Source organism: Flavobacterium rhizophilum (assembly GCF_046000485.1).
Classification (GTDB): Bacteria; Bacteroidota; Bacteroidia; order Flavobacteriales; family Flavobacteriaceae; genus Flavobacterium; species Flavobacterium rhizophilum.
Genome location: NZ_JBELQB010000008.1, coordinates 97,831 through 120,190 on the forward strand (window position 1 = coordinate 97,831; position 22,360 = coordinate 120,190).

Here is a 22,360-nt window from a genome sequence, read left to right on the forward strand (position 1 = left end):
TACCCCTAATCCCTCATAAGAAACAAGTTGAAACATATTCACTATAAAAACTCTACCATAAGTTATACCGATACCGGAAACGGCCCTACCCTTGTGTTACTACATGGTTTTTTGGAAAACAGTAATATGTGGGAACATTACATAACCGAATTCTCAAAACAGTACCGTGTTATTGCCATAGATCTTTTAGGACATGGACAAACCGACTGCTTAGGCTACATTCATACTATGGAAGATATGGCCGATGCCGTATATGCCGTACTGGAAAAGTTGGAAATAACCCAAGCTGTTTTTACAGGTCATTCTATGGGTGGATATGTGGCGCTGGCAATAGCCGAATTGTATCCTGATATGGTTAAAGGAATCGTATTGCAAAACTCGACCTCAAAAGCCGACAGTGAAGAACGAAAACTGAACCGCGACAGGGCTATTAATGCCGTAAAACAAAGCTACGCTAACTTCGTGCGTCTTGCCATTGCTAATCTTTTTAGCGAAGAAAACAGGGAGCGCCTTACAGCAGAGATTGAAGCGGTGCGTAACGAGGCCCTTAAAACTCCGGTTCAGGGAATTGTTGCTGCACTGGAAGGCATGAAAATACGCAAGGACCGTGAAATATTACTTCATACAACCGACATACCTGTACTATTGATATTAGGGAAAAAAGATCCGGTAATGAATTATCAGGACAGCCTGAGTCAACTGGACGGTACTAACGTAAAACTTATTACCTATCCTGATGGGCACATGGCTCACATAGAAAACAGGGAAGCCCTTACAACCGACCTGCTACAGTTTTATAAAGCAATCCTCTAATCCTTATTAAACAACAAATAAAGCGCTCTAGTCCAGTTTTTCCTCAAAAGGAACACTAGGGTTAAGAATTTCATTTATCAGCCCTATAAGCTCTATTTTAAACTCAGCAAGCATATCAGTATCAATACTACTAATAAGCGGAGCGCTACGTTCTGTACCTTCTTTAAAACTAAAGTTCATAAATCCGGTTTTCATATTCTTGAAGGATATGATTCCCGCTTCGGTCTCCATACCGTTTATGTTAGGCTCATACATAAAAGCATAGGTAAGCAGCTGAATTATCTTTTCATTTTTAATATCGGCAGGTAGTCCTTCCCATGTTTTAAGCACCAGGTTGTTTTTCTCCACCTTACCCGTTTTGTAATCCACTATCCTTATTTTACCATTGCGTTGTTCAATACGGTCAATATTACCCGATATTTTTACCGCATAAGGCAGCCTGCTGTCTTCCAGCCAACGCTCAAAGGTTTCTTCCAGCGCCAGTACCTTTACAGTATCACCTTCCTCTATCAGCCTTCGTTCCTGTTTGAGCAAATTGTGTACATTTCGTTTTGCCACCTCAAAAGCGAGCAGGTTACGTCCTTTTTTAATCTCCCCTTCCTTGTACACCAAAACAAACTGTCGCATTACCTCATCATCGGCAAGAGCCTTCATTCCGTCTATATCCTGAACGGTAAGGAATTTACCCAGAAAAGGTTTATAGAGTTCCTCCAATGCACCGTGAATAATGGTACCTAGCGTATTAAGAGCAATACTTTCCTCTACCTCATCTACCTCACGAATACGCAAAACCCTTTGATAGTAAAACTGTATTGGATTACGGATGTACCCTGTTAATGCCGATGGCGAAAAACCTCTACCCGTAGCAATCTCCTTTAGCCTCTCCATAACCTTGTCTGACTTTTGTATCAGCATAGGCTCATAAGCCTTATCAGGCAGGTAGGCATTGTAAATTGTACTTTCCAGATTATGTAGCGGTTTTTTCTCAATTTCAAGCTGTGTCAAAAAACGGCTGCGTTCCCCTGCATCAAGTCCTTCACTTTCGGTATTGTATAGCAGGTAAATGTTTTTTGCCCTCATGAGCAAATGGTAAAAGTGGTAACTGTAAATCGCGTCCTTTTCCTTGTAAGTAGGCAATCCCAGTTCCCTTTTCACATCATAAGGGATAAATGAGTTTTGGGTTTTCCCCGACGGGAATTTCCCCTCATTCATTGAGGTGATGATTACATTTTCAAAATCAAGCACACGACTTTCCAGCACCCCCATAACCTGCAGTCCGGTTAACGGTTCCCCTTCAAAAGAAACCTCTGCCAGCTCCACCACCTGTTTGTAAATGGTGTAAAGCACAGCCAGGTTATTCAGCTCAGGATGTGAATCGGCATAATTAATCAGTTTATTGATTACTTTGAATACCGAGTATAAAAAAGCTTTGGCTATTTTTTCCTCCTCATCGTCATTACCCATAAACTGTTTAAGCAGCAATAATATATCTGACAGTCGGCTTAATACCGATTTCACGTCATTATCCCATCGTTCAAACAATAAAGTGAAGAAAGGCGAAGCCTCTCCCTGTATTTCAAAGAGTTTATTGAGCGATAAAAAGGTAATATTGTTTTTATTGATTACATCTACCATGTAAGATGCCCCCGAATGTGGTTCCACCAAAGGATGCGTAAGCACATCCAGTACCTCCCTGTAATACAGTGTATAACTGGTTTCACTCCTGTTAATGGCATTGGTATGCATTTTAAACAGTTTCTGGACAAGCAACTGTGCCGGATTGTTCTTACTACTATAGCCCATGGTAATATTAAGGCTACCCACACTATTTGGCAAACTGTATAGCATCGGGATAAGCATATTTTCTTCCCCAAGTACCAAGGCGGTTTTATCCAACCCGTGTCCTTCACTCTGGAGCTTCTCTACAAGCTGTCCTGCTATTTTTGCCTGACCAACTGTTTTTGGTGTACCGATAATTTTTATATTCTTTTCTTTGCTAAAATCATTAGCAATCCATTCAAAAGGCTGAGTATGATATTCTCTCCACGATTGCTTAAAGCGTCTTATAAACAGTCCTGCATCGTGATATGGGTCGTTTAAGAAAGTCTCATCTATATCCCAATAGATCTCGGCCTGTCCTGCCGAAAGCAAATGCCTAATAATACGCTCTTCGGCAGCATTAAGTGCATTGAACCCGGCAAAAATCAGTTTATGTTTTTTAAAGGCATTAGAAAAATGGTTGATATTCCCAACAGCTTCCCTATATACTAATCCCTGATAGCCTGCCTCTTTTTTAAGCAAATGCTCATAGAGCGCATCATAATACACCGGTAACAGATTCCAAAACTCCAGATAATTCTCTATCATGGTAGTCCTGTTCTCCATATCCAGTGACCAATGCTTAATGTCTTCTATATCCTTAAGATAGGAAAGTACGTGTTTAGGATTTAGCAGATAACGGTCAATCTCGTTAAAATCCTGCAACAGGGTTTTGCCCCAGTTGGCAAAATTTTCAAAGGGTTGTTGCTTTTCTTTCTCGGTAATTCCAAGGTAAACCGAATAAAACTCAAACAACAGCTCTATAGGATCTATAGCGCGAATACCCGAAACGTTTTGCACAAAATCTTCTATACTGATAATCTCAGGTGCAAAAACAGTTTTATCAAGTTGCCTTTTTAGCGCTTCCAGCAAAAAAACCTTTGCCCTTTTATTAGGAAGTACGATGACAATATCCTGCAACTTATCAGGGTAACTGCTTACTAATTTTTCACTTAGCTTATCAAGAAAAGTATTTTGTGTCATGGTATAAAAATAAAAAAACGCCCCGGAAAAACCGGGGCGTTTCAATTTATTTTAGAGGGTTAACTTAATCTTTGATAAGTTTAACTTCTACCCTTCTGTTTTGTGCTTTACCAGCTCTCGTTTTGTTAGAAGCGATTGGCTTAGTTTCACCAAAACCTACAGCTCTTAACCTGTCGGTAGCAATACCATGCTCAACAAGGTAAGTTTTAACAGCCTGAGCTCTGTTTTCAGATAATGTTTGGTTAAGTGCATTACTACCATCGCTATCTGTGTGACCTTCTAAGCTAAATTTAGCATGAGGGTACTCTTTTAAAATTTCTTTCATGTTTTCAAGTACTTCATAAGTCTCTTCTTTGAAAGTAGCTTTACCACTATTGAACAGGATAGTTCTTGCATAGTCGTTAAGTTGTTTCATAACTTCTTCAGTAACTTCAGGACATCCGCGGTTAGCAGCAGTACCTTTAACTTCAGGACACATATCGTCTTTGTCTAGTACACCGTCACCGTCTGAATCTGGCCATGGGCAACCACCGTTTTCTTTTGGTCCTGCCTCATTTGGACATTTATCATCTTTATCAGCAATACCGTCTCCGTCAGCATCAGGACAACCCTGTAGTGATTTAACACCTGCTACATCCGGACAAGCATCATTTTTATCAGGAATACCGTCTCCGTCAGTATCAGGACATCCGTTAAACTCAGCAGTACCTGCTTCGTTTGGACATTGGTCATCTTTATCAGGAATACCATCTCCGTCACTATCAGGACATCCTTGGAATTCTTTTAAACCTGGCTCGTTTGGACATAAATCGTCTTTATCATAGATACCATCCTTATCTGTATCTTTTCCTCCAAATTTGAAAGTAAGACCCGCCATGTGCTGGAAGTGAGAAGGAAGCTCCATTCTGCTATCAGCAAATGATTTTTTGTAACCAGACTGAAGTGTTAAAGCTACGTTTTCAGTAAACCAGAAGTTAAACTGAGCACCAAAGTTAAATGTAGCATCTCCATTATCATCCATCCAAGTGTAACCTCCACCCACATAAAGTGCAGGATCAAACCATTTTGAACCGATCATGTTCATGAAGCTGTATTTAACAGAGGCATCAAGACCATAGTAACTTACATCACCCGGATTAATTACAGTACGCTCTCCACCTTCTTTAACTACAAGCTTGTCAATTTTATTAACCGATCCTGTTAAGCCAACCGAAAGGTTTTGCCCAACATAACGGGAAACATTTAAATAAGAAACTGAAGGGATAATATTCCAATGATCTTTAGCATTAAAGAACTCACTGAATCTATCACCAAAATCATCAGCTGTACTGGTTCTGGTATCAACTGCATTGACACCAAAAGAGACAGCCCATGGATTGTTCTCGTCCTGCGCGTGAGCATTTAAGCCCACTGCCATGCATGCAGCAACGATTAATTTGTTAAGATGTTTCATACTTTTTTATTTTAATTACAAATAGGTTATAGTAGACAAATTTAGCGTGTTACGAAATAACAACAAAACTATTTAATACAAATTATCCTACCTAAAAACCGAAAATGTAGTTAAATTATCGTTAATTCTCTCCCTACCTGTGTAAAAGCAGCGATTGCCTTATCCAAATGTTCCTTTGTATGAGCAGCAGAAAGTTGCACTCTTATTCTTGCTTTATCTTTAGGAACAACCGGATAAAAGAATCCTATTACATAGATTCCTTTTTCAAGAAGTTTATCGGCCATTTCCTGAGAAAGCTTCGCATCATATAACATTACCGGAACTATAGCAGAATCTCCGTCTATAATATCAAAGCCTGCTTTTTTCATACAATCTTTAAAATAGTTGGTATTCCACTCCAATTGATCTCTTAACTCAGTACTTTCACTTAACAGTTCGAAAACTTTAATTGAAGCCCCAACAATTGAAGGTGCCAGTGAGTTAGAGAACAGGTATGGTCTTGAACGTTGTCTCAATATCTCAATAACTTCTTTTTTTGCAGTAGTATAGCCACCCATAGCACCACCTAAAGCCTTACCAAGAGTACCTGTTATAATATCTACCCTGCCCATTACATTTTTAGCCTCAAGCGTACCTTTACCAGTCGCTCCAATAAAACCAGCAGCATGACATTCATCTACCATTACCATGGCATCATACTTATCGGCAAGGTCACAAATCTTGTCTAGAGGGGCTACAAGCCCGTCCATAGAGAAAACACCATCGGTAACAATAAGCTTAAACCTTCTGCCATCTTCATTAGCTTTTATAAGTTGCTTTTCAAGCTCTTCCATGTTGTTATTCTCATAACGGTAGCGTCCTGCTTTACAAAGACGAACACCATCTATAATAGAAGCATGGTTAAGACTATCTGATATAATTGCATCTTCCTCTCCTAAAAGCGGTTCAAAAACGCCTCCGTTAGCATCAAAAGCTGCAGCATAAAGAATAGTATCTTCTGTTCCGTAAAAATCAGCTATTTTTTGTTCCAGTGTTTTATGTATATCCTGTGTACCACAAATAAAACGTACTGAAGACATACCGAAACCATGAGTATCAAGCGCGTCTTTTGCCGCCTTAATTACCTCTGGGTGAGACGAAAGCCCCAGGTAATTGTTAGCACAAAAGTTAAGTACTTTTTGTCCTGAATCAAGAGTAATTTCTGCTCCCTGAGGAGAAGCGATAATACGCTCTTTTTTATATAATCCGTTTTCTTTAATAGCATCCAGTTCCTGCTCTAAATAATTCTTGATTTTTCCGTACATAGTTTATCAGTTTAATATTTTTATGGTATAAATCAACTCTAATTTTGCGACAAATGTACCACATTTATGGTTTCTCCTATATAGACTAAGGCTTTTTTAGCAACTTCAAAGCCCATTTCCTGCAGTGCCATTTCATATTCGGCCAACTGCATTTCATATTTAGGTTGATGTGCACCCGTTTTATAATCCAGCAGCCATGCCTTATTCTCTTTGACTGCAACCCTGTCGGGCTTAATATTTTGTATATCTCTTCTTATTATATTCTGCTCATTGAATACCGTAACCCCCTCGGCAAAAAAGACTTTTAATTCATCATGATTTACAATAGATTCAAGGCTTTGTTTAATATCCTGCTCCTGAGCAGCTGTTACCAAACCGGCCTCTATTGCCTTAACAACAGCCAAATCAATATCTGAAGATGTCTCGATGAATGACAGTATTTCATGCATCACATTACCAAACTCAATTGCCTTTAACTGGTTAGTACCCCACATAAGTGATTCACGTTGTGCAATTTTAACCCCACGCGGGCTAAACCTTTCATTAACTACCTTAATGGTTTCCTGATGTGAAACATACTCCTCTTTATCAGAAATCTTATCAGGGCTACCAAATTCATACTCCAGAGTCACATCGTCATACAACCCTTTATACATAAGGTATTTTATAAAATAGGATGACATATTATTAGTAAGCTCTCCTTTTGATGTAAAGTTCTTACCCGAAATTATATACAGCTGTTCCTCTGCACGGGTAAGTGCCACATACAGTATATTAATGTTATCAAGTAATTCTTCCTGCGATTTTATATGGTATAGCTGTGATGCTTTTTCACCATATTCGGCAACCTCTTTTTTGCTGTCTATAAGTGCTTTTTGAAAACCAAGAGTCTCGTCATCCAGTTCCAGCCAAATTTTACTTCGGGGCGACTTGGCATAATCTTCCTCGGCAAAAGGGAAAATTACAACAGGAAACTCCAAACCTTTAGATTTATGTATGGTCATTATTCGTACAGCGTCATTTCCTTCGGGAGAAGGAATACTGAATTTTGATCTGTTATTATCCCAGTATTCTAAAAAGTCTGATATACCCGACTGACTCCTTACATCTTTTTCCAACACAAGATCAAGGAAGTACTGCACATACGACTGATTACTCTTATCTTTTATAAAAGCATCTATTATGCTTTCTACCGCCTCATACAGGGAACGCTTCCTGCAATTCCTGAAAGAAATATGTATATTATGTTCAGCCAACCAGTTTTCCAGTTGTTCTTCATCGGGCTGTTCCATACCCTCACTTATAAAGTCGTGGATTTTTTCTCCCATACCCTGACTGGTAGCCGCGAAATATAAAAAGTGTGCTTTAGCCTCCTTATTGGCATTACTTTTCAGATAGCGAAGCAAATTAATAATAAGCTTCACTTCAGCTGCATTCTCTATTAGTAATGTTTCAGAAGAAAGAATAGGTATTTTATTCTCAGTTAAAAAATTAGCAAGTAATACCCCCGGTTGTCTCTTTCTGGTAAGCAAAACAATATCCCTGTAAGCAAAACCTTTTTCCCTAACCTTTTGTATTGTTTGAAGCACCTCTTCAAGATACAACTGATTTTTATCGGGAGCTTCCTCTGCATCATCCGGTTGCTGAACTTCCGGAAGAAATGAGATATTTACATATCCTCCCGTTTTACTGTTAAAATCCTGCCTGCTGTGATTGGCATACAAATCTTTATAATCAGGATCATCAAATTCACCCGACAACATACCAAACAGTTCGTTATTAAAGTTAATTACCTCACTGTAACTCCTGTAGTTTTGACCAAGTTCTATAATTTCCTTATCGGGATTGGAAAACGGATTGTATTCCTTACTAAGCTCTATAAACTGTTCGGCCTTACCACCACGCCAACGGTAAATAGACTGCTTCGGGTCGCCCACTACCATAAGTGAACCCTTTACCCCCATATCTTCAGACGCGAGGGAGTTATCAATAAGCGGAATCAGGTTAAACCACTGCATTTGTGAGGTATCCTGAAACTCATCTATAAAAAAGTGCCTGTATCGCTCCCCTAACCTTTCATAAATAAAAGGCGCAGGTTGGTTTTGAATTTCCCTGTATATAATAGCATTGAATTCGGATATCGAAAGTACATTTTGCTCTTTCTGGATACGCTCCAGTTCCTGACTTATAGAATTAAGCAGTGATAACGGGGTGATATTTTTAAGGAAGGCTTCATAAAAATTCTTTTTCTCATAATTCTCGTAAGCTCTTTTTAGCATTACTATCAATTCTCCCGAAATACCTTCGATAACTTCCCTGTCTTTCGCCGCCTTATTCACCGCTATATCTTCGGGTTCGTGGTATTTCTTGTGAGTAGATTTCAGCTCCCCTTTTTGTATGTAACCAATATGGTTAGGAAATGTACCTCTGGAAAATGATTTAAGATCTATTCCTTTCTGCTCCAGCAGGGCAAAAATAGCATCGGCAGTATGCCTGCTGTCCTCTTCCAGTTGTTCAATATTCTGTTTGAGTTTCTCCTTTATAAAAAGAAATTCTTCTATAGGCTTATCACTAAACTGTGCTACCTCGTTACGATTGTTCTCATTAATGAGCAGCTTCCCTATTTCAAACAACTCGTAGGTAACATCCCAACTCTTATCGTTATCGGTTTTATCTACCGAGAAATCCACAAGCAAATTGGTAAGCACATCATTCTCACCTGCCTTTGCAATAATAGCGTCTACCGCTTCCTGAAGCAGGTTATCGGTTTCGAGTGACACATCAAATGACACCGAAAGATTTAGGTCGTGCGCAAAAGCGCGTATTACCTTATGTGTAAACCTATCAATCGTAGAAATATCAAACGAGGCATAATTATGAATTATATGCTTAATTATGGCTTTCGATTTATCTTTGATAGTGGCCAGTGACAACCCGGTTTCTACCGAAAGCGTCTTCATTAAACCTTCAGCCTTAATATCAGGTTCATCTTTAGAAAATTCAGACAGGTTAGCAATAATCCTGTTTTTCATTTCCTCCACCGCCTTATTGGTAAAAGTAATGGCCAGTATTTTTCTGTAGGCATCGTCGCTTCCTGCCAGCAGAAGTATCTTTAAATACTCTTTTACAAGCATATAGGTTTTACCCGAGCCAGCAGAAGCGTTGTATATTGAAAAAGCAGCTTTTTTCACTCCGTTTTTTATGAAATTAGGATTTAGTAAGATAAATTATAACAAAATCTTATTTCGTTATAAAGCGTAAAATTTCTAAATTTGGATTAAAATTAATATTAATCTTTAAATTTTGACATATTATGGCTTTTGAATTACCAAAACTTCCGTATGCGTATGATGCGCTGGAGCCACATATTGATGCCCGCACTATGGAAATACACCATACAAAGCACCATAATGCATATACTACCAACCTAAATAACGCCATAGCTGGAACTGACTTAGAAGGTAAAACAATTGAAAATATTTTAATTAACCTGGACCCGGCTAACGGTGCGGTTAGAAATAACGGTGGTGGTTTTTACAACCACAACCTGTTTTGGCAAATACTTTCTCCAAAAGGAGGAGGCCAGCCAACAGGTGAACTTGAAGCTGCTATAGAAAAAGCTTTTGGTTCTTTTGAAGAGTTCAAAGCAAAATTCTCTAAAGCTGCCGCTACACAGTTTGGATCAGGATGGGCTTGGTTATGCGTTCACAAAGGTGGTAAACTTGAAGTTTGCTCTACTCCAAACCAAGATAACCCGTTAATGCCGGAAGTGGGTTGCGGAGGTACTCCAATACTGGGACTTGACGTTTGGGAACACGCTTACTACCTAAACTACCAAAACAGAAGACCTGACTATATTGAGGCTTTCTTTAACGTAGTAAACTGGGAAGAAGTAGCAAGACGTTATGCTAACGAAAAATAAAAATTATCAAACTGTGTTTACAGTTTGATAAAAAAAATAAAAAAGGGAGTTCATTTGAGCTCCCTTTTTTGCTGTAAACAGCAATATATTAAACGATTGAAATGCTTTTAAAATAAGAAGGGGAAACGATGTTTCCCCTTCTTTGCCCCCAAAAATACCGTAAAAATTAATTTACTAATGCTATTTTGCTGTAAAACTAAGATTACGATTGATAATTTGCAAGTTTTTCGGTAAAAAATCAGGTAAAAAGTTTAAATAATCGACGAAATGCAACTTTTAATCCTGATTAACAAACCTTTACAACCTCATTAATAGGCTCTTGCGTCGTTTCCTTCGTAAAAATTAATAAAGGCTCTGTTAACCACACGGTTACCTCCCGGAGTAGGATATTCACCTGTAAAATACCAGTCACCTAAATTCTTCGGACACGCCTTGTGAAGGTTCTCTACGCTTTGGTAAATAATCTTAACCTCAGCATCAATCTCATCCGAACTTAGCATTTCAGCTATCTTGTTAGAAATCTCCTCGTCTGTAAACGGTGCGTAAAACTCTTTAACGTAGTTTATCACCTCGTTATCAGGAAGGTTTTCCTGTGCTTTCGATTTCTTATAAACATCTTCAACAATATGCTCCATACCTCTTTCAATAAGAAGTTCATGAGCTGCCTTAAAGGCAATAAGACCCTCCAGCTTCGCCATATCAATACCATAACAGTCAGGATACCTGATTTGCGGAGCAGAAGAAACTACAACAATACGCTTAGGATTAAGCCTGTCCATCATTTTGATTATACTCTTTTTAAGCGTAGTACCCCTTACAATACTGTCGTCAATAATAACCAGGTTATCTTCCGGTTTGATAACACCATAAGTAACATCATAAACGTGAGCCACTAAATCATCCCTACTACTGTCTTCAGTAATAAATGTTCTTAGCTTAGCATCCTTGATAGCTACTTTCTCTGTACGGATTTTAACCGAAAGCAACTCTCTCAGGCTATCTTCGGTTAATGTATCCTTGTTATCAAGTATATAATCGTTCTTTCTCTTATTAAGGAAGTCCTGTGCCGCCTCAACCATACCAAAGAAAGAAGTTTCTGCCGTATTAGGGATATATGAGAATACTGCGTTATCGGTATCGCTTTCAATCGCCTCAAGTACCTGCGGTAACACTAAACGACCAAGCTGTTTACGCTCTTCATATATCTCGGCATCGCTACCTCTTGAGAAATAAATCCTTTCAAACGAACATGCTTTTTTAGGTAATGCAGGGTTGATTTCTTCAATGTCCATACTACCGTCTTTCTTAACGATTACAGCATGTCCCGGATCTAATTCCTGAACTGATTCAAACGGAACGTTGAAAACGGTTTGAATAACCGGCCTTTCTGAAGCAACTACCACAATCTCATCATCCTGATAGTAGTATGCCGGACGAATACCTGCAGGATCTCTCATCACAAAAGCATCCCCATGACCCATCATACCTGCCATAGCATAACCACCATCCCATTTTTTAGAGGCACGTTTAAGTATGTTTGCTATATTAAGTCTCTTAGCAATTTCTGCAGAAGCTTCAAGTTTGCTGAAACCTTCTTTTTTACATTCCTGGTATAAATCAATCACTTCTTCATCAAGAAAGTGACCTATCTTTTCCATTACAGTTACCGTATCAGCAAGTTCTTTAGGATGCTGCCCTAACTCTACAAGGCTGTCAAAAAGCTCCTTAACATTAGTAAGGTTAAAGTTACCTGCAACAATAAGGTTGCGGTGCATCCAGCTGTTTTGACGAAGGAAAGGGTGAACGCTCTCTATACTGTTTTTACCAAACGTACCATACCTCACGTGCCCTAAGTACACCTCACCTACATAAGGTACATTTTCTTTTTGAAGCTGCACATCGTTAGCATATTCAGGATGCGCAATCATCTCCTCATTAATCCTTCCGTTTATCTGGGTAAATATATCCTGTATAGGTTGCTGCTTGTTAGAACGTATCCTGCTTATGTAGCGCTGACCTGGCTTAACATCCATTTTCACACTGGCAAACCCGGCACCATCCTGCCCGCGGTTGTGCTGTTTTTCCATCAGCAAATACATTTTTTGCACTCCGTAAAAGGCCGTACCGTATTTTTCTTTATAATACTCTAAAGGCTTACGTAATCTTAAAAGTGCTATACCACATTCATGCTTTAAAGCGTCGCTCATAGTTGTGTTATTGTCGTGTTTATTAAAAAAAGCCCCACAATGAGGCCTTAGTATTTTTTACTCTTCTTCGTTTTCTAAATCCAGTGATATATCAAACTGGGTTAATGCCTTGAATTGTTGCAGGCGGTCTATAACCTCTTCTTTGGAAACATCCTCCATTCGTTGGGTACCAAACTGCTCTACACAAAATGAGGCAAGGGTCGAGCCATAAATTATGGCGTTCTTCATATTATTAAACGACAGGTTTTCGCTTTGAGCTATATAACCTGTAAATCCTCCTGCAAAAGTATCTCCCGCCCCTGTTGGGTCAAACACCTCTTCAAGCGGAAGTGCCGGTGCAAAAAACACCTGTTTGTTATGAAACAACAATGCGCCGTGCTCTCCTTTTTTAATCACTACATACTCAGGCCCCATTTCATGAATCTTAGCTGCTGCCTTAACAAGGGAGTATTCTCCGGTAAGTTGTCTTGCCTCCTCGTCATTAATAGTAATAACGTCCACACGTTTTATAACTTCCTTAAGTTCAGGCAGGGCGCAGTCCATCCAAAAGTTCATGGTGTCAAGCACTACAAGTTTAGGTGTTTTTTCCATTTGGTCAAGCACACTAATCTGTACCAACGGGTGCAGGTTCCCCAGCATTACCACATCGGCATCTTTGAAGTTTTGAGGAACTTTAGGCTGAAAATCGCCAAGTACGTTTAATTGCGTTTCTAAGGTATCCCTTGAGTTAAGATCGTTATGGTAACGCCCTTTCCAAAAAAAGGTTTTTCCGCCTTTTACCACCTCGATGGCCGAAACGTCAATTCCCCTGTTTGTAAATAAGTTGATATGTTCTTGAGGAAAGTCTTCTCCTACTACCGAAACGATGGCCGACTTCACTTTGAAAAAAGAAGACGCTAAGCCAATATAAGTCCCTGCTCCACCAAGTATCTTATCGGTTTTCCCGAAAGGTGTTTCGATAGCATCAAAAGCAACTGAACCTACAATAAGTAATTTATTCATAAACAGTTTAAAAATGAAGCTGCAAAGATACTTCATAAGTTGGATAACAACAAATTTGTCAATAAATTTCATTTATACCCACAACAGCCTTTTCTTATAGTTTGTCGGGATATACACCACGCTTTGTCTGTTATTCACCCTTTACCCTCAAACCATTACATATAACTTTGTAATATTCTTAAAATCAATCAAATAATATATTATGAAAAATTCAAAAAACTTAGAGCCGCTAACTATTAATTTATGGTTTGACAGAAATGCCGAAGAAGCTGCTAAATTTTATACCGCAGTATTTAGTGACGGCGAAATACTAAGCACATCTCATTATGGCAAAGAAGGACAGGAAATACACCGTATGCCCGAAGGAGCCGTAATGACGGTTGAGTTTATGGTACACGGCACCAAATTCGTAGGATTAAACGGAGGTCCATTATTCCATTTAAACGAATCAGTTTCCTTTATTATTAAATGTAAAGACCAGGAAGAAGTTGATTATTACTGGGATAAACTTGGCGAAGGCGGGAATCCAGAATCACAACAATGCGGTTGGCTTAAAGATAAATTTGGGGTATCATGGCAGGTTATCCCTAAAGCATTTTTTACACTAATTAGCGATCCGGACAGAGTAAAAGCCGGAAAGGTAATGAATGCCATGCTACAGATGAAAAAACTGGACATCGCAAAACTGGAAGAAACTTTTAATAGTTAAAAGTTTTTTTACAGGAATACTACTAATCCGCAGCATTAATTTGTAGCGGATTTTCTATTTTTAACCCAAACAGAAAACCAACTCAATGGTAAGAACCATATCAGCTTTAGCCACATTTATTGTATTAACACTATTTGTTTGCATAATCAAAGTACTCGACAGCCCAGAATTTGCTTTCGGAATTCCTTTTTTATGTTTGTTACTCGGCCTAATAATGCGATATCAAAAAACAAATCTATTAATACAGAAAATAGGAACAGGGATTTTATACAGCTCTTTAATTTGTTTATTACTATTAGGCTCCTTTTTTATATGGCTAAGTTATAATTGGCCAAAATAGTTTTACAATAACTTCTCTCCTTCAGCCTCATAATAAGCATCAACATTAAGCACAGGCTGTTGTGATGCCATTACAGCCAACTGATCACAACGTTCGTTTTGAGGATGATTATTATGCCCCTTTACCCACTTAAAATCTACTTTGTGTTGTCTGTATATTTTCAGGAAACGTTTCCATAAATCTGGATTTTTTTTACCGGCATACCCTTTTTTCTCCCAACCAAAAACCCAGCCTTTAGTAATTGAGTCAATCACATACTTGGAATCAGACACCACAAGTACCGACATCCCCTGAGTTTTTAGCTTTTCAAGACCAACAATAACAGCCAGCAGTTCCATTCGATTATTGGTAGTAAGTCGGAAACCTTCATAAAACTCCCTTTTATAACCGGTACCCACCTGTTCCATAACCACACCATAGCCACCCGGCCCGGGATTCCCCTTAGCCGCGCCATCAGTATATATATGTATTTGGTGTGCCATTATTTTTGTGTATTTTGATTATATGGTGATTTTCATTTGAAAAGAACTTAATTATCAGATTACTTACTCAAAAACTCTTCTATAACCCTTGGGAAGTGTTCGTGTTCCAAAGCAAGTACCCTTGATGCTACTTCCTGAGGAGTAACACAGTCAGACACTTTTACCGTAGCCTGAAAAATAACATTCCCCTCATCATAATTATCATTCACATAGTGTATGGTAATACCGCTTTCCTCCTCTTTATTTTCCAAAACAGCAGTATGAACATGCATACCATACATACCTTTTCCGCCATATTTGGGGAGCAATGCAGGATGTATATTTACTACTTTATCAGGATATTGAGCTATTATATTGGACGGGAATTTCCATAAAAATCCGGCCAAAACAATAACATCAGGGTTAAGATTTTGTACATTTTTAAGCACAATATTGCCATTTAGCTCCTCCCTGTTAAACACAAAAACAGGCACATTATAGCTTTTTGCCCTGCTGATTGCACCCGCATTTGGATTGTTAGTAAACAGTCCAACAACATTAAATTCGTCTTTTTTACCAAAATAATCCATGATTTTTTCGGCGTTAGACCCCCCTCCTGAAGCAAAAAGTACTATGTTTTTCATACCTTTTTTAATTTTTTTTCAAAGTGCAAAAAAAAGAATAATAAACTGTAAAATAAAGGCTCTCTGGCAAATTTCTGAAATTAATTTTTTATTTTAGTAGTCACATTTTTTTAGTAAAACATGGTTTTAAAATAAAGTTTTTTATTTTTGCCATCAATTTAAATTCTAAAATTAAAGATTATGTCAGACATTGCATCAAGAGTAAAAGCGATTATCGTAGACAAATTAGGTGTTGACGAAAACGAGGTTGTAACAGAGGCTAGCTTCACAAATGATCTAGGAGCAGATTCACTAGACACTGTTGAGCTTATTATGGAGTTTGAAAAAGAATTTGATATTCAGATTCCAGACGATCAGGCTGAGAACATCTCTACTGTTGGTCAGGCTATTTCTTACATAGAAGAAGCAAAAAAATAATAAATAATATACATCCATGTATCTGATGCATGGATGTTCTTATTTATTGTCTTACCAACGTTTGCGTTAAACGCTTTGATAAAATGAACGGGTTATTCCTTTCATAATATATCCTGATGCCCATGTTTTCTTATTATTTTCAATAGAGACGCATGGGTATTGTTCTATAAATTGAAACTATAAAATTTAACTTATGAAATTAAGAAGAGTTGTAGTAACCGGCTTAGGCGCCCTTACACCTATAGGAAACAACGTTGAGGAGTACTGGAACAGCCTTATCAACGGAGTTAGCGGTGCTGCCCCTATTACATATTTTGATACGACTAACTTCAAAACAAAATTTGCCTGCGAAGTAAAAAATTTCAAGGTAGAAGATTTTATAGACAGAAAAGAAGCAAGAAAAATGGACCGTTACGCACAGTACGCCATTGTTTCTAGCGATGAGGCTGTAAAAGATGCCAATTTTGATTTTGATAAACTGGATAAAGACAGAGTAGGTGTAATTTGGGGTTCAGGTATTGGAGGTCTTGAGACTTTCCAGGAAGAAGTAATGAATTTTGCTGCCGGTAACGGTACTCCAAAATTCAACCCATTCTTTATTCCTAAAATGATAGCTGATATTGCAGGTGGTCACATTTCTATGAAATATGGCTTTAGAGGACCTAACTTCACAACGGTTTCTGCCTGTGCATCATCAACAAATGCTTTAATAGACGCTTTTAACTACATTCGTTTAGGCCATGCCGATGCTATGGTTACCGGAGGTAGTGAGGCTGCCGTTACCATTGCTGGTATGGGTGGTTTTAACGCTATGCACGCACTTTCTACAAGAAACGACGATCCACAAACAGCGTCAAGACCAATGGACAAAGACCGTGATGGTTTTGTACTTGGTGAAGGTGCAGGTTCGCTTGTTATCGAAGAGTATGAGCATGCCATTGCAAGGGGCGCTACTATTTACTGCGAAATTGGCGGAGGCGGTATGAGTGCCGACGCTCACCACATTACTGCTCCACACCCAGAAGGGCTTGGTGCTAAAAATGTTATGCTTAACTGTTTAAGGGATGCAGGTTTACAACCATCAGATGTTGATGCTGTTAATATGCACGGTACATCTACTCCGCTTGGGGATATTGCCGAGTCTAAAGCCATACTTGAAGTATTTGGCCAGCACGCATACAACCTTAACCTTAACTCAACAAAGTCCATGACAGGTCACCTTCTTGGTGCTGCCGGGGCTATAGAGGCAATCGCTTCAATACTTTCAATAAAGCACGGAATTGTTCCTCCAACCATCAACCATTTCACTGATGACGAGAACATAGACCCAAAACTAAACTTCACTTTCAACAAAGCTCAGAAAAGAGATGTAAAGGTTGCCATGAGCAATACCTTTGGTTTTGGTGGCCACAACGCGTGCGTATTGGTTAAAAAACTGGAATTATAATTATCCTTTAATGGGCATTATAAAAAAAATATTTAATAAATCCCGCTCTCCTGAAGACGGGATTTTTTTTGAAGAAATGAGAAAAATACTGGGATTTAACCCGGTAGATCTATCACATTACCGAAAAGGGTTTACACACCGCTCTTCAAACAAAACAGATGAAAACGGCAACCCTATAAACTACGAGCGCCTTGAGTTTTTGGGAGATGCCATGCTGGGGTCTGTAATTGCAGCACACCTGTTTAAAGAGGTACCTACCGGAGACGAAGGTTACCTTACCAAAATGCGCTCTAAAATTGTGAGCCGCGAACACTTAAATGAATTAGGGCGTGACCTTAACCTTATAAAATGGGTTGAGAGTAAAGTATCTGCACAACACTTTGGCGAAAACATACACGGTAACCTTTTTGAAGCCTTTGTAGGAGCTATTTACCTTGACAGAGGGTTCACTTACTGTGAAAAATTCATCAATAAAAAGGTAATTGTACCTTATGTAGACATTCCTAAACTTGAAGGAAAGGTTATTAGCTACAAAAGCCTGGTTATTGAATGGTGCCAAAAAGAAAAAAAACAGTTTCACTACGATGTTTTTGAAGACAACGGCAATGAAGACGTTAAGCATTTTGGCGTACGCTTAAAAATTGACGGAAAAATTGTAGCAAAAGCCAGGGCAACTTCTAAAAAGAAAGCCGAAGAAAAAGCATCTCAAAGAGCCTACTTTGCATTTCAGGAAAAAATTAACAAAAAATAAATGAATTTAACAGCAAACTATAACGTTTTCGTTGATAATTTACCGTTAACTTAATTTTAAGACTGTTTTTTGTAAGTTATAAGTAGTATATTTACGCCTTATTATTCAGAATAATAATGGCTATTCACAAACTGCTGATTGATGACTTCGTTACAATCGATTATGAATTAATCGCCATACACTCTTCTCTGGAAGACTACAGGCTGGCATATTTCATTAATCGGGAACTGTCAATTCTCCTTGAAAAAAGCCCAAAAAATATAGAGATCAAGGTAAAAGAAGGTGAAAGCTGTTTTTCAAGGTTCATTTATGAGGATGAGGATAAAGAAATAACCTGGAACCTTCTGGAAAACAAAAACACCATTGTGAGCAAACAACAGGAAAGTATTTCGCTGTTTGATGCCGCAGGGTTTGATGTGAGCACTAATGTCTTCCTTTTACCGGAATTCAAAAAAGTAGATTACATTATAAAAATAGAGAACATTTGTGGCAATTTTGCGATAGAGGAGCTTGTAGAAAAGCTACTCAAAATACGTCACGTTACCACCGCTTATAAAATTGACCACCAAAAACTTAAATCGAAAAACAATTTAATTTTTTAAGAATGCCAACAAATAAAAAAACTAAAATTGTAGCTACACTGGGACCTGCCTGCAGCACAAGAGAGGTAATTAAAGAAATGATTGATGCAGGTGTAAACGTTTTCAGGATAAACTTTTCACATGCCGACTATGAGGATGTAAAAGAACGCATCAGCATAATCAGGGGCCTAAGCGACGAATTTGGTTATAATACCGCAATACTAGCCGACCTTCAGGGGCCAAAACTAAGGGTGGGTGTAATGAAAGAAGATGTTGTGGTAGACAAAGGTGATGTAATCACTTTTACAACCGCACAGGATATACTTGGTACTGCTGAGAAAGTATACATGAACTACAAAGAATTCCCTAACGATGTAAATCCGGGAGAAAGAATATTACTGGATGACGGTAAGCTTATCTTTGAAGTTCTTGAAACCAATAAAACAGACGAGGTTAAAGCCGTTGTTGTACAGGGCGGACCTTTAAAATCGAAAAAAGGGGTTAACCTTCCTAACACAAAAGTTTCTTTACCGGCTCTTACCGAAAAAGATGTTAAAGATGCCATCTTTGCTATTAAGCAGGAGGTTGACTGGATTGCACTTTCATTTGTAAGAACTCCTAAAGACCTTGAAGAACTTCAGGATCTTATTTCTGAACATTCAGCTTATAAAATTCCAATCATTGCTAAAATCGAAAAGCCAGAGGCTGTAGAGAACATAGATAAGATTGTTGCTTTTTGTGACGCACTTATGGTAGCTCGTGGCGACCTTGGTGTTGAGGTTCCTGCACAGGAAGTACCACTTATCCAGAAAAAACTGGTTCACCGCGCTAAAACTGCACGTATCCCTGTAATCATCGCTACACAAATGATGGAAACTATGATTACCAGCCTTACTCCTACAAGAGCAGAGGTGAATGACGTAGCAAACTCTGTTATGGACGGTGCCGATGCGGTAATGCTTTCAGGTGAGACATCTGTAGGTAATTACCCAGTACAGGTTATTGAGAAAATGACTCAGATTATCGAATCTGTAGAAGATTCTCCACTAATCTCAGTCCCACAAAATACACCACAGGTTAGAACCAAGCGTTTTATAACAAAATCTATTTGTTATCACGCTGCACAAATGGCAAACGTTATTAAGGCAAAGGCTATTTCAACACTAACAAACAGTGGTTATACTGCATTCCAAATCTCTGCATGGAGACCAAATGCACATATACTTGTATATACTTCTAACAAGCGCATACTTGCACAGATGAACCTTTTATGGGGGGTTAATGCTTTTTATTACGATAAACTAACAAGCACTGACGAAACTGTAGAAGACGTTAATTCAATTGCACATGAAATGAATTTTGTAGAGAAAGGTGATATGATAATTAATCTTGTTGCCATGCCTGTAATAGAAAAAGGAATGGTTAACACACTTAGGGTTTCTGAAATAGAGTAGCCTTCTGCTAAAAATAAATTTTAACTAAGCCTGCCATCAAGCAGGCTTTTTTATTATGTAAAGAAGATATATATTTGATACTGTAAAAACAATCGCACATGAACTTTAAATCTAACAATCCGTTTTTAAAAAATAAGTCTTTTGCAAGACCTGCAGAAACAACTATTATTGATGAACAGGGCCGCCCGGTTCAGATAATTGATTATAATGAAACGATGACCGTTAACGGAGCAATCAATAAAAGTTTCATTCTACTGGTTATGTTAATAGGAAGTGCAGCATATACCTGGTGGATGGGTGTAAATGGGCAAAACCCAATGCCATTAGCCATAATGGGTGCAATACTTGCTTTTGTAATGGTTTTAATAGCATCATTTAAGCCTAAATACTCACCTTACTTAGCTCCTGCCTATGCTTTATTTGAAGGACTTTTTATAGGGGCCATATCTGCTGTTTTTGCAGAAAATTACTATTCAGAAATTATTATCCAAGCTGTTGCCGGTACCTTTGTAACCTTTATTGTATGCTTAGCATTATACAGGTTTAAAATCGTTAAGGTAACAGAACAGTTTAAATCAATAGTAGTAGCTTCAACTTTTGCCATCGCAACCTACTATTTAGTTAGTTGGATTATCAGCCTGTTTACATCGTGGCAACCGGTTCATTATGGCAATTCACTAATGAGTATAGGTATTAGCGTTTTTGTTATTGTGATAGCTGCACTTAACCTTTTCCTTGATTTTGATATGATTGAAACCGGAGCCAAAAGAAGACTTCCTAAATACATGGAATGGTTTGGCGCAATAGGATTAATGGTGACACTGGTATGGCTGTATCTTGAAATATTACGATTATTAGCCAAGCTATCAAGCAGAGACTAAGTAATTTTATAAAAATATTTGAGCCGACTTTAGTCGGCTTTTTTATTTACTAAAAATCGAACCTAAGCTGTACGGCAATCTCTTTTTTCTTCTCCTCTCCTTCTTTCTCTTCATTGTTAAGGTTTGCCAATGATATCCCAAGTAATCTTACCGAATCTTTTATCTTTTCCTGATACAAAAGCTCTTTAACCGTTTCCATTATAAGTGCCCTGTCTGATATATAGTACGGTAATGTTTTGCTACGGGTTTGCACGGCAAAATCGCTGTATTTAATTTTAAGGGTTACGGTTTTACCGGCTATCTTTTTCTTTTGAAGCCGTTTATCAAGTTCTTTGGAAATATCATCCAACTTCTCAACCATAAACACTTCCGAAACAAGATTTTCAAAAAAAGTATGCTCTGTCCCTACCGATTTTACTATCCTATCGGGTTTAACGGCACTGTTATGAATACCCCTTACCACATGATAATAATATGCTCCTGATTTACCAAAATGCTCTGTAAGATATTCAACACTTTTAGCTTTTAGGTCGGCTCCTGTAAAAATACCTAACTGATACATTTTTTCCTGAGTCACCTTACCTACTCCGTAAAACTTGCCAATAGCGAGATTTTCCAAAAACTCCATTACCTCATCAGGATTAACCGTTTTTTGTCCGTTCGGCTTATTATAGTCACTCGCTACTTTAGCAATAAATTTATTGATTGAAATCCCTGCTGAGGCCGTTAGCCCTGTAGCATCAAAAATACGCTGCCTTATCTCCTCGGCAATCATAGTCGCACTGGGATTACCTTTTTTGTTTATAGTAACATCCAAATAAGCTTCATCCAGCGAAAGCGGTTCGACCAAATCAGTATAATCCAGAAAAATTTTCCTTATCTGATAGGATACTTCCCTGTAACGTTCAAACCGTGGCCTTACAAATATAAGGTGCGGGCATTTCTTTTTGGCTAAATAACCGCTCATAGCACTACGTATCCCAAATTTACGTGCTTCATAACTGGCTGCAGCCACCACACCTCTGCTGGAACCTCCGCCTACGGCAATAGGTTTCCCGCGAAGCTCTGGATTATCCCTTTGCTCCACAGAGGCATAAAACGCATCCATATCCACATGGATTATCTTTCGTAAGGGCTCCTGCAGTTCCATACGGTAAAATTAAATCATAAAA

At 38.4% G+C, this 22,360-nt stretch carries 18 protein-coding genes; 9 read left to right on the plus strand and 9 right to left on the minus strand.

Going from position 1 to position 22,360, the window contains the following annotated elements; translation table 11 throughout:
* The first annotated feature begins 27 nt into the window (after nt 1–27).
* Nucleotides 28–813 carry an alpha/beta fold hydrolase gene (locus tag ABS768_RS11695; RefSeq protein ID WP_408075144.1) on the plus strand — a complete coding sequence of 262 codons (786 nt, stop codon included), beginning with the start codon at nt 28–30 and terminating at the stop codon, nt 811–813.
* A gap of 27 nt (nt 814–840) precedes the next feature.
* On the opposite strand, the gene ABS768_RS11700 is transcribed toward ABS768_RS11695, so the two are convergent.
* The 4 genes from ABS768_RS11700 to ABS768_RS11715 all read right to left on the minus strand — a co-directional run bounded on the left by ABS768_RS11700 (nt 841) and on the right by ABS768_RS11715 (nt 9,563).
* On the minus strand, nt 841–3,615 hold the full coding sequence (locus ABS768_RS11700) for a PD-(D/E)XK nuclease family protein (protein WP_408075145.1): 2,775 nt from the start codon (nt 3,613–3,615) through the stop codon (nt 841–843).
* A gap of 64 nt (nt 3,616–3,679) precedes the next feature.
* Nucleotides 3,680–5,068 (minus strand): OmpA family protein, encoded by a 1,389-nt coding sequence (locus tag ABS768_RS11705; protein ID WP_408075146.1) that lies wholly within the window; start codon nt 5,066–5,068, stop codon nt 3,680–3,682.
* A 110-nt stretch (nt 5,069–5,178) separates the two neighbouring features.
* Complete coding sequence (kbl, locus tag ABS768_RS11710; protein ID WP_408075147.1) at nt 5,179–6,372, minus strand: glycine C-acetyltransferase; 1,194 nt, start codon at nt 6,370–6,372, stop codon at nt 5,179–5,181.
* Nucleotides 6,373–6,410: 38 nt separating this feature from the next.
* Nucleotides 6,411–9,563, minus strand: a complete 3,153-nt coding sequence (locus tag ABS768_RS11715; protein WP_408075148.1) for a UvrD-helicase domain-containing protein — start codon at nt 9,561–9,563, stop codon at nt 6,411–6,413.
* Nucleotides 9,564–9,685: 122 nt separating this feature from the next.
* Between ABS768_RS11715 and ABS768_RS11720 the strand changes: the two genes are divergently transcribed.
* Nucleotides 9,686–10,294: a superoxide dismutase gene (locus ABS768_RS11720; RefSeq protein ID WP_408075149.1), complete on the plus strand. Its 609-nt coding sequence runs from the start codon at nt 9,686–9,688 to the stop codon at nt 10,292–10,294.
* A 308-nt stretch (nt 10,295–10,602) separates the two neighbouring features.
* On the opposite strand, the gene ABS768_RS11725 is transcribed toward ABS768_RS11720, so the two are convergent.
* Both ABS768_RS11725 and ABS768_RS11730 read right to left on the minus strand, forming a co-directional pair.
* Complete coding sequence (locus ABS768_RS11725) at nt 10,603–12,501, minus strand: amidophosphoribosyltransferase (RefSeq protein ID WP_408075150.1); 1,899 nt, start codon at nt 12,499–12,501, stop codon at nt 10,603–10,605.
* Between the two features lie 57 nt (nt 12,502–12,558).
* Nucleotides 12,559–13,503 carry a PfkB family carbohydrate kinase gene (locus tag ABS768_RS11730; RefSeq protein ID WP_408075151.1) on the minus strand — a complete coding sequence of 315 codons (945 nt, stop codon included), beginning with the start codon at nt 13,501–13,503 and terminating at the stop codon, nt 12,559–12,561.
* A 202-nt stretch (nt 13,504–13,705) separates the two neighbouring features.
* Between ABS768_RS11730 and ABS768_RS11735 the strand changes: the two genes are divergently transcribed.
* Entirely contained in the window at nt 13,706–14,212 is a 507-nt protein-coding gene (locus ABS768_RS11735) for a VOC family protein (RefSeq protein ID WP_408075153.1), read from the plus strand.
* 342 nt (nt 14,213–14,554) lie between these two features.
* Here the strand turns inward: ABS768_RS11735 and rnhA are convergent, their stop codons facing one another.
* A complete protein-coding gene (gene rnhA / locus ABS768_RS11740; protein ID WP_408075154.1) occupies nt 14,555–15,034 on the minus strand; it encodes a ribonuclease HI in 480 nt (159 codons plus the stop codon).
* 59 nt (nt 15,035–15,093) lie between these two features.
* A complete protein-coding gene (purN, locus tag ABS768_RS11745; RefSeq protein WP_408075155.1) occupies nt 15,094–15,657 on the minus strand; it encodes a phosphoribosylglycinamide formyltransferase in 564 nt (187 codons plus the stop codon).
* 180 nt (nt 15,658–15,837) lie between these two features.
* On the opposite strand from purN, the gene ABS768_RS11750 reads away from it, so the two are divergent.
* The 6 genes from ABS768_RS11750 to ABS768_RS11775 all read left to right on the plus strand — a co-directional run bounded on the left by ABS768_RS11750 (nt 15,838) and on the right by ABS768_RS11775 (nt 21,188).
* A complete protein-coding gene (locus ABS768_RS11750; protein WP_019037482.1) occupies nt 15,838–16,074 on the plus strand; it encodes an acyl carrier protein in 237 nt (78 codons plus the stop codon).
* A 193-nt stretch (nt 16,075–16,267) separates the two neighbouring features.
* On the plus strand, nt 16,268–17,521 hold the full coding sequence (fabF, locus tag ABS768_RS11755) for a beta-ketoacyl-ACP synthase II (protein ID WP_408075156.1): 1,254 nt from the start codon (nt 16,268–16,270) through the stop codon (nt 17,519–17,521).
* Between the two features lie 10 nt (nt 17,522–17,531).
* Nucleotides 17,532–18,272 carry a ribonuclease III gene (rnc, locus tag ABS768_RS11760; protein ID WP_330443227.1) on the plus strand — a complete coding sequence of 247 codons (741 nt, stop codon included), beginning with the start codon at nt 17,532–17,534 and terminating at the stop codon, nt 18,270–18,272.
* 116 nt (nt 18,273–18,388) lie between these two features.
* A complete protein-coding gene (locus ABS768_RS11765; RefSeq protein ID WP_408075157.1) occupies nt 18,389–18,874 on the plus strand; it encodes an IPExxxVDY family protein in 486 nt (161 codons plus the stop codon).
* A 2-nt stretch (nt 18,875–18,876) separates the two neighbouring features.
* On the plus strand, nt 18,877–20,307 hold the full coding sequence (gene pyk, locus ABS768_RS11770) for a pyruvate kinase (RefSeq protein WP_408075158.1): 1,431 nt from the start codon (nt 18,877–18,879) through the stop codon (nt 20,305–20,307).
* Between the two features lie 98 nt (nt 20,308–20,405).
* Entirely contained in the window at nt 20,406–21,188 is a 783-nt protein-coding gene (locus ABS768_RS11775; protein ID WP_408075159.1) for a Bax inhibitor-1/YccA family protein, read from the plus strand.
* 49 nt (nt 21,189–21,237) lie between these two features.
* Here ABS768_RS11775 and dinB read toward each other — a convergent pair whose 3' ends face one another.
* Complete coding sequence (gene dinB / locus ABS768_RS11780; protein ID WP_408075160.1) at nt 21,238–22,338, minus strand: DNA polymerase IV; 1,101 nt, start codon at nt 22,336–22,338, stop codon at nt 21,238–21,240.
* Between the last annotated feature and the right edge of the window lie 22 nt (nt 22,339–22,360).